Annotated in this window: 16 protein-coding genes and 1 pseudogene; 8 read left to right on the top strand and 9 right to left on the bottom strand. The window is 74.5% G+C overall.

Annotation, left to right across the window (positions count from 1 at the left end):
- The 3 genes and pseudogenes from AC2YHB_RS24635 to ssd all read right to left on the bottom strand — a co-directional run.
- A pseudogene (locus AC2YHB_RS24635) lies at positions 1–305 on the bottom strand (hypothetical protein); the annotation flags it as partial.
- Positions 305–1,471, bottom strand: a complete 1,167-nt coding sequence (locus AC2YHB_RS24640; RefSeq protein WP_373366965.1) for a TadA family conjugal transfer-associated ATPase — start codon at positions 1,469–1,471, stop codon at positions 305–307. The pseudogene AC2YHB_RS24635 and the gene AC2YHB_RS24640, both read right to left, overlap by 1 nt.
- Entirely contained in the window at positions 1,471–2,514 is a 1,044-nt protein-coding gene (gene ssd, locus AC2YHB_RS24645) for a septum site-determining protein Ssd (protein WP_487354771.1), read from the bottom strand. Before ssd ends, AC2YHB_RS24640 begins: the two co-directional genes overlap by 1 nt.
- 175 nt (positions 2,515–2,689) lie before the next feature.
- On the opposite strand from ssd, the gene AC2YHB_RS24650 reads away from it, so the two are divergent.
- Complete coding sequence (locus tag AC2YHB_RS24650) at positions 2,690–3,499, top strand: HAD family hydrolase (protein WP_036543483.1); 810 nt, start codon at positions 2,690–2,692, stop codon at positions 3,497–3,499.
- Positions 3,500–3,791: 292 nt separating this feature from the next.
- Here AC2YHB_RS24650 and AC2YHB_RS24655 read toward each other — a convergent pair whose 3' ends face one another.
- Positions 3,792–4,526 (bottom strand): oxidoreductase, encoded by a 735-nt coding sequence (locus AC2YHB_RS24655; protein ID WP_179648942.1) that lies wholly within the window; start codon positions 4,524–4,526, stop codon positions 3,792–3,794.
- Between the two features lie 82 nt (positions 4,527–4,608).
- Here AC2YHB_RS24655 and AC2YHB_RS24660 point away from each other — a divergent pair, with 82 nt between their 5' ends.
- Positions 4,609–5,538 carry a class I SAM-dependent methyltransferase gene (locus AC2YHB_RS24660; protein ID WP_487354772.1) on the top strand — a complete coding sequence of 310 codons (930 nt, stop codon included), beginning with the start codon at positions 4,609–4,611 and terminating at the stop codon, positions 5,536–5,538.
- A gap of 30 nt (positions 5,539–5,568) precedes the next feature.
- Here AC2YHB_RS24660 and AC2YHB_RS24665 read toward each other — a convergent pair whose 3' ends face one another.
- Positions 5,569–7,179: a calcium-binding protein gene (locus AC2YHB_RS24665; protein WP_487354773.1), complete on the bottom strand. Its 1,611-nt coding sequence runs from the start codon at positions 7,177–7,179 to the stop codon at positions 5,569–5,571.
- A gap of 132 nt (positions 7,180–7,311) precedes the next feature.
- On the opposite strand from AC2YHB_RS24665, the gene AC2YHB_RS24670 reads away from it, so the two are divergent.
- Genes AC2YHB_RS24670 through AC2YHB_RS24685 form a run of 4 tightly spaced genes read left to right on the top strand, consistent with a single transcriptional unit; the run spans position 7,312 to position 11,066 of the window.
- Positions 7,312–8,433 (top strand): sensor histidine kinase, encoded by a 1,122-nt coding sequence (locus AC2YHB_RS24670; RefSeq protein WP_487354774.1) that lies wholly within the window; start codon positions 7,312–7,314, stop codon positions 8,431–8,433.
- The gene (locus AC2YHB_RS24675) at positions 8,430–9,161 is read left to right on the top strand and encodes a LytR/AlgR family response regulator transcription factor (protein ID WP_179648939.1); all 732 of its coding nucleotides are present in this window, start codon (positions 8,430–8,432) and stop codon (positions 9,159–9,161) included. Before AC2YHB_RS24670 ends, AC2YHB_RS24675 begins: the two co-directional genes overlap by 4 nt.
- Positions 9,162–9,174: 13 nt before the next feature.
- Entirely contained in the window at positions 9,175–9,552 is a 378-nt protein-coding gene (locus AC2YHB_RS24680) for a hypothetical protein (protein WP_179648938.1), read from the top strand.
- Positions 9,549–11,066: a sodium/solute symporter gene (locus AC2YHB_RS24685; RefSeq protein ID WP_179648937.1), complete on the top strand. Its 1,518-nt coding sequence runs from the start codon at positions 9,549–9,551 to the stop codon at positions 11,064–11,066. The genes AC2YHB_RS24680 and AC2YHB_RS24685 overlap by 4 nt, the downstream gene beginning before the upstream one ends.
- 84 nt (positions 11,067–11,150) lie before the next feature.
- Here the strand turns inward: AC2YHB_RS24685 and AC2YHB_RS24690 are convergent, their stop codons facing one another.
- Together AC2YHB_RS24690 and AC2YHB_RS24695 are read right to left on the bottom strand one after the other, a co-directional pair.
- On the bottom strand, positions 11,151–11,972 hold the full coding sequence (locus AC2YHB_RS24690) for an aldo/keto reductase (protein WP_179648936.1): 822 nt from the start codon (positions 11,970–11,972) through the stop codon (positions 11,151–11,153).
- 28 nt (positions 11,973–12,000) lie between these two features.
- Complete coding sequence (locus tag AC2YHB_RS24695) at positions 12,001–13,191, bottom strand: MFS transporter (RefSeq protein WP_179648935.1); 1,191 nt, start codon at positions 13,189–13,191, stop codon at positions 12,001–12,003.
- Between the two features lie 154 nt (positions 13,192–13,345).
- Here AC2YHB_RS24695 and AC2YHB_RS24700 point away from each other — a divergent pair, with 154 nt between their 5' ends.
- Complete coding sequence (locus tag AC2YHB_RS24700) at positions 13,346–13,792, top strand: MarR family winged helix-turn-helix transcriptional regulator (RefSeq protein ID WP_036543505.1); 447 nt, start codon at positions 13,346–13,348, stop codon at positions 13,790–13,792.
- 120 nt (positions 13,793–13,912) lie between these two features.
- On the top strand, positions 13,913–14,602 hold the full coding sequence (locus tag AC2YHB_RS24705; RefSeq protein WP_487354775.1) for an LpqN/LpqT family lipoprotein: 690 nt from the start codon (positions 13,913–13,915) through the stop codon (positions 14,600–14,602).
- Here the strand turns inward: AC2YHB_RS24705 and AC2YHB_RS24710 are convergent.
- Both AC2YHB_RS24710 and AC2YHB_RS24715 read right to left on the bottom strand, forming a co-directional pair.
- Positions 14,592–15,302 (bottom strand): sirohydrochlorin chelatase, encoded by a 711-nt coding sequence (locus AC2YHB_RS24710; protein WP_487354776.1) that lies wholly within the window; start codon positions 15,300–15,302, stop codon positions 14,592–14,594. The genes AC2YHB_RS24705 and AC2YHB_RS24710 overlap by 11 nt on opposite strands.
- On the bottom strand, positions 15,299–16,417 hold the full coding sequence (locus AC2YHB_RS24715) for a uroporphyrinogen-III synthase (protein WP_487354777.1): 1,119 nt from the start codon (positions 16,415–16,417) through the stop codon (positions 15,299–15,301). The genes AC2YHB_RS24710 and AC2YHB_RS24715 overlap by 4 nt, the downstream gene beginning before the upstream one ends.

The raw sequence follows: 16,417 nt of genomic DNA on the forward strand, positions 1-16,417 counted from the left end.
CCGGCGGCGAGCTCGGCCTGCACGGCGTCGCACAGCTCGACCGCCCGGGTGCGGTTCGCGGACGCCGCGCGTGCGGCCCGGGCACGGCGGACCAGCCGCGCGGCCCCGAGGGCGACCCCCAGACCGACGACGGCGAGCGTCGCACCCCGCGGCGAGCCGGCGACCAGCCCGGCGGCTGCGGCCGGCAGCACCGGCCACCACCGCGGCCACCGCCGGCCGGTCCGGGACCCGGGACCGGCCGCGACCCGTCGCGATCCGGGCACCAGCAGGCCCACCGCCGCGGCCACCAGCAGGACGGCGGCCATCACGGCGCCCTGCCGTCGAGCAGGTCGAAGAGGCGGCGCGACCCCGGGCCGGGCACCAGCAGGCCGTCAGCCCCGAACGCGACCGCCACCTCCGTGCGGACCCAGCCCGCGTCGTCCCGGACGAGGACGGCGATCTCCGCCAGCCGCCGTCGGCCCGTCGCCCGGTCCCGCGCCAGGTGCAGCACCAGGTCGAGCGCGGACGCCAGCTGGCTGTGCGCCGCGGCCCGGCCGAGCCCTGCGGTGAGGGCGAGCGCCTCCACCCGGGCCGGCACGTCCGCCGCGGAGTTGGCGTGCAGCGTGCCGCAGCCACCCTCGTGGCCGGTGTTCATCGCCGCCATCAGGTCGACGACCGCCGCGTCGCGGACCTCGCCGACGACGAGCCGGTCCGGCCGCATCCGCAGGGCCTGACGCACCAGGTCGCGCAGCGCCACCGCGCCGGCACCCTCCAGGTTGGGCGGTCGCGCCTCGAGGCCCACGACCTGCGGGTGGTCGGGCCGCAGCTCGGCTGCGTCCTCGACGACGACGATCCGCTCGGCCGGGTCGACGCTGCCGAGCAGCGCCGACAGCAAGGTGGTCTTGCCCGTGCCTGTGCCGCCCGAGACCAGGAAGGCGAGGCGGCGGGCGACGACCTGGCCGAGCAGGTCGCGACCCTCGTCGGTGAGCGCGCCGGCGTCATACAGGTCGGGCAGGGAGAACCCACCCCGGCGCGGCACGCGCAGCGAGATCGCCGTGCCCGGCTGGGCGATCGGTGCGAGGACGGCGTGGCACCGGGTGCCGTCGGGGAGTCGTACGTCGGCCCACGGCGCGGCGTCGTCGATACGCCGGCCGCCGCTCGCGACCAGGCGTTGCGCGAGCCGGCGACACTCCTCCTCCGACCCGAGCACCACCGACGTCTCCTCCAGCCCGCTCCCCCGGTCGATCCGCACCGGGCCCGGGCCGTTGACGAGCACGTCGGTGACGCCCGGCAGGTCCAGCAGGGGCTCGAGCGGCCCGGCGCCGACGACCTCGCGTCGCAGCCACTCGTAGACGGCGAGCACGGTCGCGTCACCCACCGGGCGGCCCGCGGCACGCAGCGCGTCGGCGACCCGGTGCGGCGTCAGCGCCCCCGGCTCGGCCGCCAGGCGGCGCCGGACCTCCTCGACCAGCGCGGCCAGGTCGTCGGGGATCACGCCGCCGCCTGACTGTCGGCCTGCGGGTCCACGGACTCGCCGAGCACCTGCGCGACCGCCCGCGCGAGCGGACCGCGTGAGGTGCGCAGCGGACCGAGCCCGAGGTCGACGGCCTCGGCCAGCCCACGCTGGTCGCGCATCTGGACCACCACCGGGAGCCCGGTGGCGCGCTGCACCTCCTCGGGGCCGAACGCCTCCCCCCGGAGTACGACGCCCACGTCGGCGTGCTCCGCGAAGCGCGCCCGCATCCGCGCCGCCCCGGCGACGCCGACCACGCTCGCGACGGTCATCACCAGCAGCAGGTCGCACCGGGCGGCGATCTCGTCGACCAGCGGGTCGGGCGAGCGCGGCAGGTCGGCCACCACCACGGCGTGGCCCCGGCGGGCGGCGGAGAGCGCCTCGCGGGCGGCGAACGCCTGGAGGCTCTGGACCCGCCCGTCGACGTACCAGGAGAGCACGCCGAGCCGCCCGCTGCGCGGCAGCGCCTCGCGCAGCGCCCGCGCCGAGAGCCGGCCCGTCGTCTGGCACAGCGCGTCCCAGCGGAAGCCCTCGCGCCGCTCGACCCCGAGCATCCGGTCCAGGCCGGGCCCCTGCGGGTCGCAGTCGATCACGACGGCCGGGGCGGAGCGGGCCGCCCACTGGCCGAGGGCGCAGGCGAAGGTCGTGGCGCCGGCGCCACCGGTGCCGCCGATGACGCCGACCACCCGCCCCCGGCCGGGCTGCCGCTCGGTCAGGTCGGCCAGCAGCTCGACCAGCCACCCGGACGAGACGGGCAGCTCGACGACCTGCTCGGCGCCGAGCCGCAGCGTCGTCCGGAACAGCTCGTGCGGGGCGGGCAGGTGGGTGACGACATAGGAGCGCGGATGCGGCTCGGGGGTGTAGCGGAGCATCTCGTCGGCCAGGTCGGCGCCGACGAGGACGACGGGTGCGCGCGCCCAGGACCGGAGCGCGGTCAGCGGGTCGCGGGCGACGGTCGGCGTGACGTCGGCCGCGGCGGCGAGCGGCAGCAGCGCGGCGAGCAGGGCTTCATCGGCGGTCACCACCAGGACGGGTGCGGACGGGGGCGGGGGTGTGTGTCGGGACATGGCGAGGTTGTCGCCACGGTCCGACAGGACCACGCCCCGGCCAGCGACGACGGTGGACAAAGACGACCGGACACCCCGCTGTGGACCACGGATGGCCCTTCCCGTGACAGGCGTTCCCTACGATGACTCCATGGCCCGACCGGGTAGGGCGCCCACGGCGGCGTTCTTCGACCTCGACAAGACGATCATCGCCAAGTCGAGCGTGCTGGCGTTCAGCAAGCCCTTCCAGGCCGGCGGGCTCATCTCGCGCCGGGCGGTGCTGCGCTCGGCGTACGCCCAGTTCGTCTTCATGGTCGGCGGCGCCGACCACGACCAGGTCGAGAAGATGCGCCAGTTCATGTCGCAGCTGTGCGCCGGCTGGGACGTCGCCACGGTCCGCGAGATCGTCGCCGACACCCTGCACAACGTCGTCGACCCCCTCGTGTACGACGAGGCGGTCCGCCTCATCGACGAGCACCACGCCGCCGGCCGCGACGTCGTCATCGTCTCCACGTCCGGCAGCGAGGTCGTCGAGCCGATCGGCCAGCTCCTCGGCGCCGACCGCGTCGTCGCCACGCGCCTCAAGGTCGAGGACGGCCGCTACACCGGCGAGATCGACTACTACGCCTACGCCGAGGAGAAGGCCAACGCGATCCGCGCGCTCGCCGAGACCGTCGGCTACGACCTCGAGGGCTCCTACGGCTACTCCGACTCGGTCACCGACGTGCCGATGCTCGAGGCCGTCGGCTTCCCGCACGCGGTCAACCCGGACAAGGAGCTGCGCAAGGTCGCGGCCGCCCGCGGCTGGCCGGTCCTGGTCTTCAACCGGCCGGTCGAGCTGCAGTCGCGGCTGCACCTGCCGCCGCCGAAGCCGACGCTCGCGGCGCTCGCCGTGGGCGGTGTCGTCGCGGTCGGTGCGGCGGTCTGGATCGGGGCTCGCAAGCGCTCGCTCAGCGCCTGATCCCGTTGCCGGCCGGGCCTGGATGAAGGCCCGTCCCAACCGGCCACTGTTCCCCGGATGGCACCAAAAGACAACCCTTGAAGGTGGCCGCCGGGCGGCGTACAAAGGACATCAAGAACTCAAGAGCAACACGTGATCCCGGTACCCACGCGGCGATCCACCCTTCCTAACAGGGCGCTGGCGCTCGGAACACATCCGGGGCAGTAATTGACGGTGCACGCCTGGTAGCCAATGGTTCACGTGTCAGCGGTGGCACCCGAGACACTCGATGGCTCGGGTGCCACCTGCATGTTCAGGGTGTTTCCGCGTCGCGCACCAGCGGGCTGGCCTCGGCGGCCGCCGCGTACGCCTCGGTCGCGTAGAGCAGCCACGCGTGCCGGCCGGCCGCGCCACCGGTGGCCCAACCGCGCAGGTTGGACTCGTACTGCGGCCGCAGCGCGAGGTGCGCCGCCTCCGGTACGACGAGCGACTTCTCGTCGACGCCGCGGGCGGCGAGCAGCAGCCGCTCCGTCGCGCGGGCCACGATGCCGTTGTGGGAGCCGAACGGCGCGGCGCTCACCAGTTCGGCGTGCACGACGGCGGCGACCGCGAGCGCCGGCGCCTCGGTCGGGGCGGTCACCAGCGTCGCGATGGCGCGCAGGGAGGCGGCCGCCTCGCCGTCGCGCGGGCGGCCGAGCAGCTCGTCGGGCAGCACGCCGCGGGCGGCCAGGGTGTGCATCCGGGCGAAGGCCTGGAGCGGCTGGCGGCGCAGCACCGGCACCAGCGAGAGCAGCTCGGTCGAGACCCGCACCGCGTCGGCGGCGATCTCGTCACCCTCCCCGGCGCGGACCTCGGCCAGCGAGGAGGCGGAGCCCTCCAGCACGGCGCTCGCGTGGGCGCCCCGCAGCAGCGACTCCCCCGTCAGCTCGGGGCTGGTGCGGCGCAGGCCGCGGTCGCGCAGCAGCACGTCGATCCCGTCGCGGGCGCCGGCGAAGCCGGAGGGCACGCCCTCGAGGGAGATCAGCCAGGCGTGGGGATCGGTGCTCACCGGCCCAACGGTACTGAGGCGTGCGCCCGGGCTCAGGCGTGCCTCCGCCGCACGGACCGCCTGCCGCCGTACCCTCGGCTCGATGGCTACCGACGACACCACCCCGACCCCGGCCGCGCTCTGCTTCGGCGCGGTGGCCGAGGCCTACGACCGCGGTCGCCCCGGCTACCCGCGCGAGGCCGTGGAGTGGCTGACGGGCGAGCAGCCGCTCACCGTGCTCGAGCTCGGCGCCGGCACCGGCAAGCTCACCGAGCACCTGGTCGCGCTGGGCCACGACGTGCACGCCACCGACCCCGACCCACGGATGCTCGACCGGCTCGCGCTGCGGCTGCCGGAGATGCGGGTGTCGCAGACCGCCGCGGAGGAGATCCCCGCCGCCGACGCGACCTACGACCTCGTGGTCGTCGCCGACGCCTTCGAGCACTTCGACGCCGAGAAGGCGCTGCCCGAGATCGCGCGCGTCCTCAAGCGCGGCGGCACCTTCGCCCTCATCCGCAACGTCCGCGACGAGCGGATCCCGTGGGTCAAGCGGCTCGGCAACCTGATCGGCCACCACACGACCGGCGAGGGCATGGGCGAGGCGATCGAGGCCTCCCCCTACTTCGGCCCGGCCGAGGACGCCTCGTTCAAGCAGTGGCAGGTCATCCACCGCGACTCGGTCCAGGACCTCGTCCGCTCGCTGCCCGACGTCGCGACGCTCGAGCGCACCGGGCAGGACTCCCGCGTCCGCGAGGTCGTCTCCTTCTACGACGACTTCGGCCGCGGCATGGACGGCATGCAGCTGCCCTGGGTCACCGAGTGCTTCCGCGCCGTCGTCGGCATCCAGCCGAAGACCATCCGCCAGGACGCCGGTACGACGCCCGGTGCCGCCGACGCGTCCCCCACCCTGCCGGCGGAGTACGTCGGCGAGGACACCGTGCCGCTGACGGCCGGCACCGGCCCCGCCACGCCCCCCGCCGTCGAGCCGCCGGCCGACGACGACTCGGGCATGCTGCTCATCGACTTCCGCTGACCGGCCCCCACTGACCGGTCAGCGGCCGGCTCAGCAGGAGCGCAGCGTGTTCGTCCCGGTGCCGCCCGAGCAGCTGTCGGCCCCGGTGCTGCCATCGAGATAGTCGTTGCCCGCCTCGCCGTACAGCCGGTCGGCGCCGCCAAGCCCGTAGAGCCGGTCGTTGCCCGCACCACCGCGCAGCAGGTTCGCGCCGTTGGTGCCGTGGAGGCGGTCGGCGTAGCGCGAGCCCGTCAGCCGCTCGAGACCGGCCAACGTGTCCCACCCCGCGTGGCCCGTGTTCTGTCCGGTCACCTTGCGCAGGTCCACCACGACCGCACCGAGGGCGTCGGCATAGGACACGGTGTCCGCGCCCCCACCACCCTGGAGGTCGTCGTCGCCGGCACCCGGCTGCAGGATGTCGTCGCCGTCGTCGCCTGCGAGCGTGTCCGCACCGGAGCCACCGGCCAGCAGGTCGGCGCCGCTGCCGCCCTCGAGCCGGTCGTGCCCGGCCTCGCCGTACAAGCGGTCGTCGTTCCCCGCACCCCGCAGCACGTCGTCGCCGTCCCCACCGTAGAGCCGGTCGTCGCCCGCGTCACCGTGGAACTGGTCGTCGCCGGCCCCACCCCGCAACAGGTCGGCCCCGCTGTCGCCGGCAAGGACGTCCGCACCCTCCCCACCCTCGAGCCGGTCGTTCCCGTCGACCCCGGAGAGGTAGTCGTTGCCGGCACGGCCGTCCAGCCGGTTCGCAGACGGTGTCCCGTGGAGCTGGTCTGCGAACGCGGAGCCGACGACGTTCTCGAGCTGCTGCAGGACGTCGGTGCCGTCACCCCCGCTTGCCTGGCCGGCCATCAGGGCGACCGTCACCGCCGAAGGGGCGTCGTCATAGCTCACGGTGTCGTCGCCCGGTCCGCCGCGGAGGGTGTCCGCGCCGGCTCCGCCGCTGACGAGGTCGTTGCCCTCGCCGCCGTCGACCGTGTCCGCACCTTCCCAGCCCCGCAGGTCGTCGTCACCGCCACGGCCGTAGAGGAAGTCGAGGTCGCTGCCACCCAGGATCAGCTCGGCGCGGTCCGAGCCGTAGATGGTGTCGGAGTAGGCGGTGCCGTGCACGGTCTCGAACCCGGCGAGGGTGTCCGAGCCCATGGCGCCGTCGGCCTGGCCCGCGGCGAGGTCGACGGTCACCCCGGCCTGCGCGCCGAGGTGGAAGACCAGGTCGTTCCCGAGCCCGCCGGCGAGATCGTCGTCGCCGAGGCCGCCGTTCACGGCGTCGTTGCCGGAGTCGCCACGGATCACGTCCTGGGCAGAGCCGTCTCCGCCCAGGAGGTGGTCGTCTCCTGCCCCGCCGCGCAGCTCGTCCGCCTCGGTGCCACCGTCGACGAGGTCCGCCCCGTTCCCACCGAGGACGAGGTCGGCGCCGGCACCCCCGTCGATCTCGTCGTCGCTGTCACCACCGCAGATGGTGTCGTTGCCGCCCGAGCCGTTGATCAGGTCATTCCCGGGCGTACCGAGGATGACGTCGTCGCCGGCCGTCGGGGCCGCGCCGGGCGTGACGTTGAGGTCGATGGTCACCGCCTTGCCACCGCAGGTCGGGGCGGCGTCGGCGGTCGCCGGGACGAGGACGAGGGCGGCGGCGAGGGTGGCCGCCGGGGCCAGGAGCTTGAGCATGGCCGGGACGCTAGGGGCGCCGGAGGACCACCGTCATTACCCAACGGGCCGTTTGAGTAGGCGACGGGCGCCGGGATGAGTAATCGCGCGCCGCGCGTGAGCAATGCGCCGTCCGCGCGGCAGGATGGGGGGATGCGGGGCGGACGGCTGTGGCGACGCGGGCACCTCGGCAGCGATGCCGACCGGGCCGCGTTCCGCGCGCTGCACCAGGCCTCCCTCGCCTCCCCGGCCCTGCGCGAGGGCCTGACCACGACCAGCGCCGAGCGGGCGATCCGCCACCTGCGCACCCTGCTCGGCACGCCCGCCCTGGCGATCACCGACACCGAGGCGGTGCTCGCATGGGACGGCGTCGGCGGCCACCACGTCGACCAGGCCGCCGTGGTCGGGCTGCTCGCGATCGAGAAGGGCAGCACCCGCACGGTCGACCGTGCCCAGCTCGGCTGCACCGAGGCGGGCTGCCCGGTGCGCACCGGCGTGGTGAGCCCGCTGGTGGTGGAGGGCCGGGTGCTCGGGACGGTGCAGGCCTTCTCGCCGACGCCGACGGCCGGCCTGGTGCGGGCGACCGAGGAGGTCGCCGAGTGGGTGTCGGGACAGCTCGCGCTCGCCGAGCTCGACGCCCACCGCAACCGGATGATCGAGGCCGAGGTGCGTGCGCTGCGGGCCCAGATCAGCCCGCACTTCGTCTACAACTCGCTCAACGCGATCGCCAGCTTCGTGCGCACCGACCCCGACCGGGCCCGCGAGCTGCTGCTCGAGTTCGCCGACTTCACCCGCTACTCCTTCCGCCGGCACGGCGAGTTCACCACCCTCGCCGAGGAGCTGAACTCGATCGAGCGCTATCTCCTGCTGGAGCAGGCGCGCTTCGGCGACCGGCTCCAGGTCACGCTCAACGTGGCGCCGGAGGTGCTGCCGGTCGTCGTACCGTTCCTGTGCATCCAGCCGCTCGTCGAGAACGCCGTCCGCCACGGCCTCGAGGGCGCCGACCAGACCGGCCTGCTCACCATCAACGCCCACGACCGCGGGCACGAGGCGGTGATCGAGGTCGAGGACAACGGCGTCGGAGAGGACCCCGAGCGGGTACGCCGCGCGCTCGCCGGCGACGCCTCGCTCGACTCCATCGGCCTGGGCAACGTGGACGCGCGGCTGCGCGCGACCTTCGGCGACGACTACGGTCTCGTCGTGGAGACCGCTCCGGGTGCCGGGACCAAGGTGATCGTGCGGGTGCCGAAGTTCGCGGCGGGGGTGACCGTGTGAGCGCGGGCCTGCGGGTCCTCGTCGTGGACGACGAGCGGCCCGCCCTCGACGAGCTGACCTACCTGCTCGACGCCGACCCGCGGGTGGGCGAGGTGGTGGCGTGCCAGTCGGCGACCGACAGCCTGCGGCTGCTGCGCGAGCGCGAGGTCGACTGCGTCTTCCTCGACATCCAGATGCCCGGCCTCAGCGGGCTCGAGCTGGCCGAGGTGCTCGGCCGGTTCAAGCAGCCGCCGCCGGTCGTCTTCGTCACCGCGCACGAGAAGCACGCGGTCGACGCCTTCGACCTGCACGCCGTCGACTACGTGCTCAAGCCGGTGCGCCCGGAGCGGCTCGCCGAGGCGGTACGCCGCGTCCTCGCCGCCGGCGCGCCGCCCCCGGCCGCCCCCGACACCCAGGTCGCGGTGGAGCGCGGCGGGGTCACCCGCTTCGTCGACCGCGGCGACATCACCCACGTCGAGGCGCAGGGCGACTACGCCCGCCTCCACACGAGCGCCGGCGAGGCCTACCTGGTGCGGGTGCCGCTGACGACACTGGAGGAGCAGTGGGCCGAGGCCGGCTTCCACCGGATCCACCGCTCCCTGCTGGTCGCGCTCGCCCACGTCACCGAGGTCCGCACGGAGTCGGGGCGCACGTCGGTCATGGTCGGCGACACCGAGCTGCCGGTCAGCCGACGGCACACCCGCGCCCTGCGCGACGTGTTGGTCCGCCGCGCCCGGGCCGGGGGCTGAGGATGGCCGGCCCATGACCGAGCGGGTCCGCGTCACCGGGCCGCCCCGGCACACCACGTCCGGCCGGCCGGCCAGCCGGCTCGGCGACGTCCACGAGCAGACCGCGCTGGGCGACGTCTACCTGCGCTCGCTGCTGCGCGAGCAGCTCGGCCTCGCCCTCGCCGTACTCACGGCGCTGGGGCTGACCCTCGGCCTCCTGCCGCTGGCCTTCCACCTGTGGCCCGGCCTGGTGGACGTCGAGGTGGCGGGCGCGCCGCTCGCGTGGCTGCTGCTGGGCGTCGTCGTCTACCCGTTCCTGCTGCTGCTCGGCTGGCGCTACGTGCGCAGCGTCGAGCGCAACGAGCAGGACTTCGCGGACCTGGTCCAGGGCGGCTCGGAGGAGTCGTCGTGAGCACCGACGCCGTCCCCGGCTTGGTCGCGGTCCTCGCGGTCACCGTCGCGACGGTCGCGATCGGCACGTGGGGACTGCGCTTCTCCCGTACGACGAGCGACTTCTTCGTCGCCTCGCGCACCGTGCGCCCGCGGCTCAACGCGTCGGCCATCGGCGGGGAGTACCTCTCCGCCGCATCCTTCCTCGGCGTCGCCGGATTGCTGCTCCTCGGCGGCGCCGACGTGCTGTGGTACCCCGTCGGCTGGACCGCCGGCTATCTCGTCCTGCTCGTGCTGGTCGCCGCTCCGCTGCGCCGCTCGGGCGCCTACACGCTGCCCGACTTCGCCGAGGCGCGCCTCGGCTCCCGCTGGGTGCGGGCGGCGTCCTCGCTGCTCGTGGTCGGTGTCGGCTGGCTCTACCTCGTGCCGCAGTTCAAGGGCGCCGGCATCACGCTGGAGTCCGCGATCGGCGCGCCCGAGTGGGTCGGTCCGGTGATCGTCGGGCTGGTGGTGCTGGTCAACGTGATGTCCGGCGGGATGCGGTCGATCACCTTCGTCCAGGCCTTCCAGTACTGGCTCAAGCTGACCGCGATCCTCGTCCCCGCCATGGTGCTGCTCGTCGTGTGGTGGGGCGACGGCCGGCCGACGGGCGCGGGCGTCGGCGGCGAGTGGTCGGACCCGGTCGCCGGTGGCGGCGCGGTCGGCCTCTACTCGACGTACTCGCTGGTCATCGCGCTCTTCCTCGGCACGATGGGCCTGCCCCACGTGGTCGTGCGCTTCTACACCAACCCCGACGGCCGCGGCGCCCGCCGCACCACCCTCGCCGTGCTGGCGCTGCTCGGCCTCTTCTACCTCTGGCCGCCCGTGTACGCCGCCCTGGGCCGCGTGTACGGCGACCGGCTGGTCCGCGAGGGCCACGCCGACGTCCTCGTGCTGGAGCTGCCGCGGCTGATGCTGCACGGCTGGGGCGGCGAGCTGCTCACCGGCCTGGTGACCGCCGGCGCCTTCGCGGCCTTCCTGTCGACCGCGTCCGGCCTGGCGATCGCGGTCTCCGGCGTGGTGACGCAGGACGTGACCAACCGGCTGGTCGGGGAGCGGGCCTCCGTCGCGACGGCCTTCCGGCTCGCGGCGGCGGTGGCGGTCGTCGTACCCCTGCTGGTGGCGCTGGTCGTCGGCGAGGTCGGCGTCGCCCAGTCTGTCGGGCTCGCTTTCGCCGTGGCCGCGTCGACTTTCTGCCCTTTGCTGGTGCTCGGGATCTGGTGGCGCGGCCTCACCGACGCGGGAGCGCTGGCCGGCCTCGCGGCGGGCGGCTTCGGCGCCGGCGGCGCCGCGGTGCTCAACCTCGCCGGCGTCGACGCGTCCGGCTGGAGCGGAGCCCTGCTCACCCAGCCCGCGGCGTGGAGCGTGCCGCTGGCCTTCGCGGTGATGGTCGTCGTCTCGCTGGCCACCGCCGGGCGCGCACCTGCGCACGCCCGGCGGTTCCTGGTCCGGCTGCACACCCCGGAGACGCTGGGCGCCGGACGCGGGGGCTCCTGAGGGGGGGTCACGCACCAACCAAATTCGTGGTGCTCAGGGCCGATCCACGACAATTTCGGTAGTTGCGTGGCAAACCAGGACCGGTCACGCCGCGTCGAACTCCGCCGGGTGCGGACCCGTGCGGCCGTCGCGCTCGAGCGCATCGATCGCGCCGAGGTCGGCGTCGGTGAGCTCGAAGCCGAACAGGTCCAGGTTCTCCGCGATCCGCGACGGCGTGACCGACTTCGGGATCACGACGCGGCCCTGCTGGAGGTGCCAGCGCAGGATGACCTGGGCGGGCGTGCGACCGAGCCTCGAGGCGATACCGGTGATGGCGGGGTCGGCGAGGACGGCGCCCTGCGCGAGCGGGCTCCAGGCCTCGGTGACGATGCCGTGGCGAGCGTCCGCGGCCTGGACCGAGCGCTGCTGCAGCGCCGGGTGGAGCTCCACCTGGTTGACCGCGGGGACCGTGCCGCCGAGGGCGACGATCCGGTCGAGGTGCTCCGGCAGGAAGTTGCTGACGCCGATCGCGCGGACGCGGCCGGCGGCGTACAGCTCCTCGAGGCCCTGCCACGCGGCGACGTAGAGGTCGCGGCCGGGGGTGGGCCAGTGGATGAGGTAGAGGTCGGGGTCGAGGCCGAGCAGCTCGACGCTGCGCTCGTAGGCCTCGAGCGGGCGCTCGTGGTCGGAGTTCCACAGCTTGGTGGTCACGAACAGCTCGTCGCGCGCGATGCCGGACGCCGCGATCGCGCGGCCGACGCCCCGCTCGTTGCCGTAGACGGCGGCCGTGTCGATGCTGCGGTAGCCGGCCTCGAGCGCGGCGCTCACGGCCGCCTCGGTGTCGTCGTCGGGCACCTGGAAGACGCCGAAGCCGACCTGCGGCATGGCGACGCCGTTGGCGAGGGTGACGGTGGGGATGGTGCTCATGTTCTTCTCTCCTTCAGGGGTACGACGGTCAGGCTGCGGCCGCGACCGGGACGGGGACCGCGCGGCGCTCGCCGCCCGGGGCCCGGACCGCGACGAGCAGGACGAGGAGGCCGAGCGCGGTCACGCCGGCGCCGGCCCACAGCGGGGAGGTGTAGCCGAGCCCGGCGGCGAGGGTCAGGCCGCCGACCCAGGCACCGAGCGCGTTGCCGACGTTGAAGGCGGCGATGTTGGCGCCGGAGGCGAGCGTGGGTGCGCGGTCGGCGTACGCCATCACCCGCATCTGCAGGCCGGGCACGGTGCCGAAGCCGACGGCGCCCATGAGGACCAGCATGACGACGGTCAGCACCTGGCTGCCGGCGGTGAGGGCGAACACGGCGAGCACGGCGGTCAGCGCGGCGAGGGCGACCTGCAGGGTGCGGACGAGGTCGCGGTCGGCGGCGCGGCCGCCGTACAGGTTGCCGACGAAGAGGCCGACACCGAAGAGCACCAGCAGGAGCGGGACGGCACCCGACGCGAAGCCGCTGACCTCGGTGAGGGTGAACGCGATGTAGGTGAAGCCGCCGAACATGCCGCCGTAGCCGAGCACGGTGACCGCGATGGAGAGCCACACCTGCGGGCTGGCGAACGCCGACAGCTCGGCGCGCACGCCGGCCGACGCGGCCTCGCCGGAACCGGTGCGAGCGGGGACGAGCGCGGCGATGCCCACGAACGCGGCGACGCCGATGACGGTGATCGCCCAGAAGGTCGAGCGCCAGCCGGCGGCCTGGCCGAGCAGGGTGCCGAGCGGGACGCCGAGGACGTTGGCGAGGGTGAGCCCGCCGAACATGAAGGCGATGGCGCTCGCCCTGCGGTCGGGGGCGACCAGCTGCGCGGCGACGACCGAGCCGATGCCGAAGAAGGCGCCGTGGCACAGGGCGGCGACCACGCGGCCGGCCATCATCGTGCCGTAGTCGGGGGCGATCGCGGAGATCAGGTTGCCGAGGATGAAGAGGACCATCAGGCCGAGCAGCGCGGTCTTGCGGGGGATGCGGGTCAGCGCGAGGGTGAGCGCGACGGCGCCGACCGCGACGCTGAGGGCGTAGCCGGAGATCAGGTAGCCGGCGGTGGTCTCGGTGACGGAGAAGTCGTCGGCGACCTCGGGCAGCAGGCCCATGATCACGAACTCGGTGAGGCCGATGCCGAACCCTCCGATCGCGAGGGCGAGCAGTGCGACGGGCATGGAAGTTGCTCCTGGGTGGGGACGGTGCGGAGACGGGTTGCGTCTGTCGATAGTCGGCGCGTGCATTAGTTGCACGCGCCTCGTATTGATAGTTGCACACGCGCACTACCCGCGCAACCCGGGTATGCTGGTGGTCACTGACCGAGGAGGACCCATGGGCATCGCCGACGACGCCGTCGAGATCCGCGCGCAGGGCTGGCGCACGCTGGCCGCCGTGCACGGCCTGATCGAGGCCGCGCTGGAGAAGGCGCTGCAGGCCGAGCACCAGCTCTCGGTCGTCGAGTTCACGGTGCTCGACGCGCTCAGCCGCCAGGACGGCTGGCACATGCGGATGCAGCAGCTGGCCCGCGCCGCCGCCCTCTCCGCCTCCGCGACCACCCGGCTGGTGACCCGCCTCGAGAACCGCGGCCTGCTCACCCGGATCCTGTGCGCCGACGACCGGCGCGGCATCTACACCGAGCTCACCCCCGCCGGCCGGGCGCTGCTCGAGAAGGCCCGCCCGCTCCACGACGACGTGCTGCGCACGACCCTCGAGGAGGCCGGCGACATCCCCGAGCTGGCCGCGCTCGCCCGCTTCGTGGGCTCGGTCGCGGTCGACTGAGTCCGCTCCGACGGCCGACCCCGCGCCGCCCGTAGCGGACCCCAGCCGACCGCAAGCGAACTCCAAGCGCCACTGCCTAGCGTCCTCCCCGCACCGTCACCGATCCGTGGAGGACCTCCCGTGAAACACCCTGCCCGCTTCGCCGCACCCGCCGTGCTGCTCCTCGCCCTCGGCATCGCCGCCTGCGGGGGCGAGGAGCCGGACCGCCGGGAGAGGTCGTCCGACAGCCCGTCGGCCACCGAGGGCACGCCGACCGAGACGACCTCCGACGCCGCCACCGAGCAGGCCGGCCCACCGGCCACGATCCTCGAGTACTTCGAGCAGGAGGGCATCGCACAGACCGCGCTCGGCCCCGACGACGACGGCCCGGTCGTCGACCTGCCGGTCCTCGACGGCTGGAGCGAGAGCGACGACTACAGCAGCGAGGCGTCGTACGGCGCCCTCGTGTACGACGCCGCGGCCGACACCACCCAGCCGCCGCGGGTCCTGTCGCTGCTCGCCCGCGTCGAGGGCCCGGCCGACCCGGCGCGGATTCTCGAGCTCGCGCCCGGCGAGCTGCTCGGCCTCGACGGCTTCACCGCCTCCGAGGAGGGCGAGGCCAGCACGCTGGGCGCCTACGACGCGGTCCAGGTCTTCGGCGCGTACTCCAACGGCGGGCAGGACCTGACCATCGCGCAGAAGACGGTGGTCATCCCCGACGGGGACGACCTCTACGTGCTCCAGCTCAACGCCTACGCGCCGCCCGCGGAGACCGACGTGCTCGTGACCGCGCTGCAGCAGATCGACGCGACCACGACGATCACGCCGTGAGGGCCGCCGGGGTCTCGTGACGGTTGCTGCGCAACCTCCTCGACCACCGGGTCACGGCCCGCGCGCAGACCAGGTCGACCAGCAGGGGGTGCGGGCCGATGACGTCCGCGACCACGCTCGCGCCCGCGGCGAGGGCGTCGTGCCGGGCCTTGCGGTGGAAGTGCCCGGTCGCCAGCAGGTACGGCGACACGGCATCGCCCGCCCGCACGACGGCCTCGGGCCGCTGACCCAGACCGGACAGCGTGGCGAGCCGGACCGGCGCGCCCCAGGCGTGGGCGAGCAGGGTCGCGGCGCCCTCGAGGTCGGCGGTCGCGAGCGGGTCGGACGAGCCGGCGGCGACGAGGACGACCGGCTGGCCGGGCGTCGCGCCGGCCTCGCGGAGCCGGTCGACCTGGGCGGACGCGAGCAGCGGGTCCGGGCCGAGCGCGCCGCCAAGGTGGACGAGGTCGGCGCGGGGAGCAGCCTCGACCGCGGCGGGCAGGTCGTGGCGCAGGTGGTAGCCGGTCGACAGCAGCAGCGGGACGACCACCGTGGGGGTGGTCGTCGCCGCGACGACGTCGGCGAAGAGCGGCGCGCACAGCTCGACGTACGACGTCGTGGCCTCGACGCCGAGCCGCAGGCCGGCGGCCGCGGTGAGCTCGGCCGCGACGAGGTTGCCGGCGGCGGTGCGGGTGCCGTGGGCGACGGTGACCAGCCTCATGGCGTCACCGCCAGCCGGTAGCCACGCTTGACGACGGTCTGGACGCAGCGGGTGCCCAGCGCCGCCCGCAGCCGGGCGACGGCCATCTCGACGGCGTGCTCCGAACCGGCGGTGCCGGACGGGAGCGCGGCGAGCAGGTCGCGACGCGAGACGACGGTGCCGGGGTTGACGAGCAGCGCCTGGAGGATGGCGTACGGCGCCGGCGACAGCTTGACCTCGACCCCGTCGAGCAGCACGTCGTCGCCGTGGAGCAGCAGGGTGTGGCCGGCGACCTCCAGCGACGTGCCGGCCGCGCGGGAGGGCAGCTCGATCTCGAGCTGCTTGACCATCGCGGCCAGGCGCGAGCGCTCGGGATAGATCGACGGCACGCCCCACATCTCGAAGGCGGCGGCCGTGACCGGACCGACGCAGGACGCGACGACATCGGCCTGGAAGGCGGTGACGACCTCGTCGCGGTGGCCCGTGGACGTCGCGGCCTCCATCATCGCGGCGATCGCGGGGGCGGCGGTGAAGGTCACCGCGTGCACCCGGCGCTCGGCGATCTGCTCGATCAGCGCGAACATCGGCTCCGGGTCGGCCGCTCCCTCGACGCGGTAGACGGCGACCGTGGTGACCTCGGCGCCGAGCCGGCGCAGCGCGTGCGCGGCCATCGACAGCGACTGGCCGTGCTCCTGCACCACGATCCGCACGCCGTGGAGGTCGCGCCCGCGCAGGTGCGCGAGCACGTCCTCGAACTCCTCCGACTCCGGCGCCCACAGCTCGCGCAGCCCGAACCGGCGCAGCGCGCCGACGCTCTTCGGGCCGCGGGCGAGGATCTCGGCGCCGCCGAGGTGGGCGGTCAGGTCGTCCAGCAGCCCCCACCGCTCGGCAGCGGTGAACCACGACTTGAGGCCGATGCCGGTCGTCGCGACGAAGATGTCGACCGGCTGGGCCAGCACGTCCTTCGTCGCGGCCAGCAGCCCGACCTCGTCGATCCGGTTGGGGTCGACCGACAGCGCCGGCGCGTGCACGACCTCCGCGCCACGGCGCTCCAGCAGCGCGACCTGCTCGTCGGCCCGGCGGGCAGCCGTCACCCCGATCCGGAATCCGAGGAGGGGCTGCTCGCTGGTCGGCAC

Source organism: Nocardioides sp. SRI_004 (assembly GCF_057586415.1).

Coding starts and splice junctions, on each gene's coding strand:
- AC2YHB_RS24665 (WP_487354773.1), bottom strand. CDS start 7,179: ATGCTCAAGCTCCTGGCCCCGGCGGCCACCCTCGCCGCCGCCCTCGTC.
- AC2YHB_RS24700 (WP_036543505.1), top strand. CDS start 13,346: ATGGGCATCGCCGACGACGCCGTCGAGATCCGCGCGCAGGGCTGGCGC.
- AC2YHB_RS24650 (WP_036543483.1), top strand. CDS start 2,690: ATGGCCCGACCGGGTAGGGCGCCCACGGCGGCGTTCTTCGACCTCGAC.
- AC2YHB_RS24690 (WP_179648936.1), bottom strand. CDS start 11,972: ATGAGCACCATCCCCACCGTCACCCTCGCCAACGGCGTCGCCATGCCG.
- AC2YHB_RS24670 (WP_487354774.1), top strand. CDS start 7,312: ATGCGGGGCGGACGGCTGTGGCGACGCGGGCACCTCGGCAGCGATGCC.
- AC2YHB_RS24680 (WP_179648938.1), top strand. CDS start 9,175: ATGACCGAGCGGGTCCGCGTCACCGGGCCGCCCCGGCACACCACGTCC.
- AC2YHB_RS24695 (WP_179648935.1), bottom strand. CDS start 13,191: ATGCCCGTCGCACTGCTCGCCCTCGCGATCGGAGGGTTCGGCATCGGC.
- AC2YHB_RS24660 (WP_487354772.1), top strand. CDS start 4,609: ATGGCTACCGACGACACCACCCCGACCCCGGCCGCGCTCTGCTTCGGC.
- AC2YHB_RS24710 (WP_487354776.1), bottom strand. CDS start 15,302: ATGAGGCTGGTCACCGTCGCCCACGGCACCCGCACCGCCGCCGGCAAC.